5 protein-coding genes are annotated in these 3,969 nt (G+C 47.6%); 2 read left to right on the top strand and 3 right to left on the bottom strand.

What is annotated here, in order from left to right:
• Window positions 1-158: 158 nt before the first annotated feature.
• Window positions 159-473: a hypothetical protein gene (locus QZL66_RS00780; protein ID WP_022409867.1), complete on the bottom strand. Its 315-nt coding sequence runs from the start codon at window positions 471-473 to the stop codon at window positions 159-161.
• Window positions 474-587: 114 nt separating this feature from the next.
• On the bottom strand, window positions 588-1,226 hold the full coding sequence (locus tag QZL66_RS00775) for a hypothetical protein (protein ID WP_022409866.1): 639 nt from the start codon (window positions 1,224-1,226) through the stop codon (window positions 588-590).
• 126 nt (window positions 1,227-1,352) lie between these two features.
• Between QZL66_RS00775 and QZL66_RS00770 the strand changes: the two genes are divergently transcribed.
• Entirely contained in the window at window positions 1,353-1,631 is a 279-nt protein-coding gene (locus QZL66_RS00770) for a helix-turn-helix domain-containing protein (protein WP_022409865.1), read from the top strand.
• Window positions 1,632-1,870: 239 nt separating this feature from the next.
• Window positions 1,871-3,586, top strand: a complete 1,716-nt coding sequence (locus tag QZL66_RS00765; protein ID WP_022409864.1) for a phospho-sugar mutase — start codon at window positions 1,871-1,873, stop codon at window positions 3,584-3,586.
• Between the two features lie 60 nt (window positions 3,587-3,646).
• On the opposite strand, the gene QZL66_RS00760 is transcribed toward QZL66_RS00765, so the two are convergent.
• Window positions 3,647-3,841 carry a hypothetical protein gene (locus tag QZL66_RS00760; protein WP_022409863.1) on the bottom strand — a complete coding sequence of 65 codons (195 nt, stop codon included), beginning with the start codon at window positions 3,839-3,841 and terminating at the stop codon, window positions 3,647-3,649.
• Window positions 3,842-3,969: the final 128 nt, after the last annotated feature.

Below are 3,969 nucleotides of genomic sequence, written 5' to 3'. Positions count from 1 at the left end.
CTCGTGCGACAGCTTTATTATTATATCACATTCATTTACCTTTGTCAAGAAAATATATTTTAAGGTTTCTTAGACCTTTTTGTTTACTGTGCACAAAAGCAAGAGGAAGCGGCTCGATTTCTCAAGCCGCCCTCCCTTAATTTGCGCTTAATTCCCGCTCAAACGTTATCGCATATTGTTTTCGCAATGTGATACGGGGCAATAAAGAATCCCAGAAAGCAGGATGCCATAAGCTTAATCACGAAATAGATTGCCCAGCCTGCCCAAGACATCCATACAAACATCGCCGGCGTAAGCCAATCAATGAAATGCCACCCGCATATAATAATCGGTACCAGCACGATCAGCATTAAAAGCGGTATATCCATCGAACTTGCCAGCGCAGCCACTCCAAACACAATTCCAAATGCAACAGCATAGCACACAATGAACATCACAAGCTGTCCTAACGTGGATGCAAGAAACGCCCTCATCTTAATCCCCCCTTTCATGATTCCAATACACAACACTGCCTTTCGGTCATGTCGAACATCGTCTGATTTTAGTATACCATGTATTTCCTGTTTTTTCAAGAGTATCCACAAAAATTATTTCTTTTCCGCCTCAGTTCTTTCCTGCAACAGGATGTCAAAATCATTTCGAATGGCAAGTCCCATAAACAGAATGATAAGCCATGGACCTGACAACAATACTGCCACAACAGTTGCTACAACCGTCAATGCAGTAAACACTTTCTCGTTATTTGCCCACAAAATTGCAGCCGAAAGCACAATAGATGGAATAGACGTCAAAATAAGCGGTATGCTTGACAGTAATAGAACTACGCCACCAATTGTACGATCTTCTCTTACTTCATCTTGATAATACGGAAGTAGGTCTTGCAAAACTTCTCCTAATTCGCCTTCATCAGAATGTCCGAGTTCCTTGTCAAGCACAAAACTGATTATATTGTGTCCCCATATAAAAGACGCCACCACTCCAATCAACATAAACAGCACACACCATTTCAGATTCTTATGCTGTAACAGAAAAACCGATGGTACCAATATTGCTACACTATAAAGGAACCAAATAAACCCTCCTGCCGGTACAGATTCTCCGTATTGCTCCATTGTCGCCGCTTCGACATAATGATTGGCTACAATCCCGAAAATTATCATAATCGCAGCGGCGACAATGTACAAGACGGGAAATGCAGTACTTCGTTTGTTCATCTGATTTTGCATAATATAATACTCCTTTCTTTGACGTAATTCTACGTCTTTGTCCAATATTAGTATACCACAGTATTTCATTCTTGTCAAGTGATTTTTATATAATAGTATTTAGAAATTTTACTTGGAGGAGATTTTATGTTTGACGAACGTCTGAAAGAGCTCCGAAAATCCCTGGGCATCAACCAAATTGAATTCGGCAAACGCCTGAATGTCACCAAGCAGTGCATCAGCAACTGGGAAAACAACAACATCATGCCATCCATCGACATGCTCATCCGCATTTCCAAGACATTCTCCGTCAGCGCCGACTATCTGCTCGGCTTGGACGACCAGCGCACCCTAAACGTCTCCGGACTATCCGCAGAACAGATCTTCCATCTGCAAGCCATTGCAGACGATCTGAAGCAGCACTAAGCCTATAATATATAGTATCCCCTGCCGTTTGTAACCCATTTCCCGCATTTTTCCTTTGAATTCTTTCACTTTCTGAAAAAATTCACGATTCGCAGCAAAAAAATCGTTGCATCTTTCCACAGACTGTGGTATAATAAGGGTATCCTATGATTCAGATCATACCCAAGATGAGATGCACCCCAAAGAAGCGGTGTGCAGAATATCGATGAAAAATTGTGATATGTGATGGAGGTATCATCATGACAGAGAAAGAATTGTATCAGCAGTGGCTGGAACACGCTACCGAAGACCCAGATCTGCAGCAGGAGCTGAAGTCGATTGCAGGCGATGATGCAGCGATCAGCGACCGCTTCTATCGGGATTTGGAATTCGGAACCGGCGGTCTGCGTGGCGTAATCGGTGCCGGTACTTATCGGATGAATATCTACACGGTTCGCCGTGCAACACAGGGTCTTGCCAACTACGTCAATTCGACTTTTGAAAACCCCAGTGTTGCCATCTCCTATGACAGCCGTATCAAATCCAAAATGTTCGCCGAGGCATCTGCCGAGGTTCTGGCGGCAAACGGCATTCGTGTCCACATCTACACCGAACTGATGCCTACCCCGATGCTGTCCTACGCCGTTCGTGCGCAGCAGTGCAGCGCCGGCATTATGGTAACGGCAAGCCACAACCCTGCAAAATACAACGGCTACAAGGTATACGGCAGCGATGGCTGCCAGATGACCATTGACGCTGCCAACGCTGTTCTGGAACAGATCAATGCGCTGGATATCTTCCGTGATGTCAAGCATGTTGCATTTGACAAGGCAATGGCAGACGGCGTAATCTCCTACACACCGCAGTCTGTCATTGACGCATATTATCAGGAAGTGCTCAAGCAGAGCATTCATCCGGATCTCTGCGCAAAGAGCGGTCTGAAGATCGTCTACACGCCGCTGAACGGCACTGGCAACAAACCGGTTCGACACATTCTCTCCGCCATCGGCATTCAGGACGTTACTGTTGTTCCGGAACAGGAAAATCCGGACGGCAACTTCACCACCTGTCCCTATCCGAATCCGGAGATTCGTGAAGCGCTGGAATGCGGTCTGAAGCTCTGCCGTGAGGTAAAGCCTGACCTGCTGCTGGCAACCGACCCGGACGCAGACCGTGTGGGCATTGCCGTTCCGGACGGGGATGCCTATGCGCTGTTCTCCGGCAACGAGGTTGGCGCAATGCTGCTGGAATACATCTGTGAGCAGAGAACACAGATGGGTACCATGCCGAAGAACCCCATCGCTGTCAAGACCATCGTTACTACCGATATTGTCAACGCCATCGCCAAGGCATACGGCGTAGAAGTCATCGATGTGCTCACCGGCTTCAAGTTTATCGGCGAACAGATCGGCTTCCTGGAAAAGAAGGGCGAGGAGAATCGCTACATCTTCGGTTTCGAGGAGAGCTACGGCTATCTGGCAGGCACCTATGTACGAGATAAGGATGCTGTTGTTGCTTCCATGCTGATTTGCGAAATGGCTGCATACTACCGCACCAAGGGCATCTCCATGATCGAGGCTCGCAAGCGGATGTATGAAAAGTACGGCGTTTACGTACACAGCCAGCACAGCTTCACCTTCGAGGGCGAGAGCGGTATGATCCAGATGCAGAACATCATGACCAAGCTTCGGGAAGAGCATCCGACCGAGATCGACGGTCTGAAGGTGATTCAGTTCGACGACTACCAGACCGGTATTTCCAAGAATCTGGTTTCCGGCACCAAGACTGAGATTACCCTGCCGAAGTCCAATGTTCTGGCGTTTGCACTGGAACAGGGCGCAAAGGTTGTCATCCGTCCGTCCGGCACAGAGCCGAAGATCAAGGCATACTATACCGTGACTGCCGACACCCATGATGCTGCCGCTGTCAAGGAAAAGTCGCTGGATACCGCATTCAGTGCAATGATTCTGAACTAACACACCACTTCACAAAAGATAGAGCAAGCCGCCTCATTCCCAAAAATGAGGCGGCTTTTGTCATTCATTCGAGATACGGTTCTCCGACTTGCGCTCGTACTGCGTGCCGAAATAGAACGAGATCACCGTGGTGAAAATCGTGGCAAATTGTTCGCCGCTGATGATACCAGTCAGGGACAGCGCCGAAAACGTCGCCGTCAGAATCAGTGTCACAATACTCTTGACGCACAGGAGCCGCTGCAGCCGTTCTCTCATTCTGCATCACCTCCCGTTTCATCCTATGCGCTCACACCCGAAAACGCCAAAAGCAGCCGGCTCGAAAACCGACTGCTTTTCCTCTGCTTGTGTTAGAACCTGTCTTCACAAGAAATATATGTGGATTT

It is taken from the genome of Ruminococcus sp. CAG:330 (genome assembly GCF_000437175.1).
Lineage (GTDB): Bacteria > Bacillota > Clostridia > Oscillospirales > Ruminococcaceae > Ruminococcus_C.
Note: the sequence above shows the minus strand (reverse complement) of the source record. Positions and strands in the feature narration are given on the sequence as shown.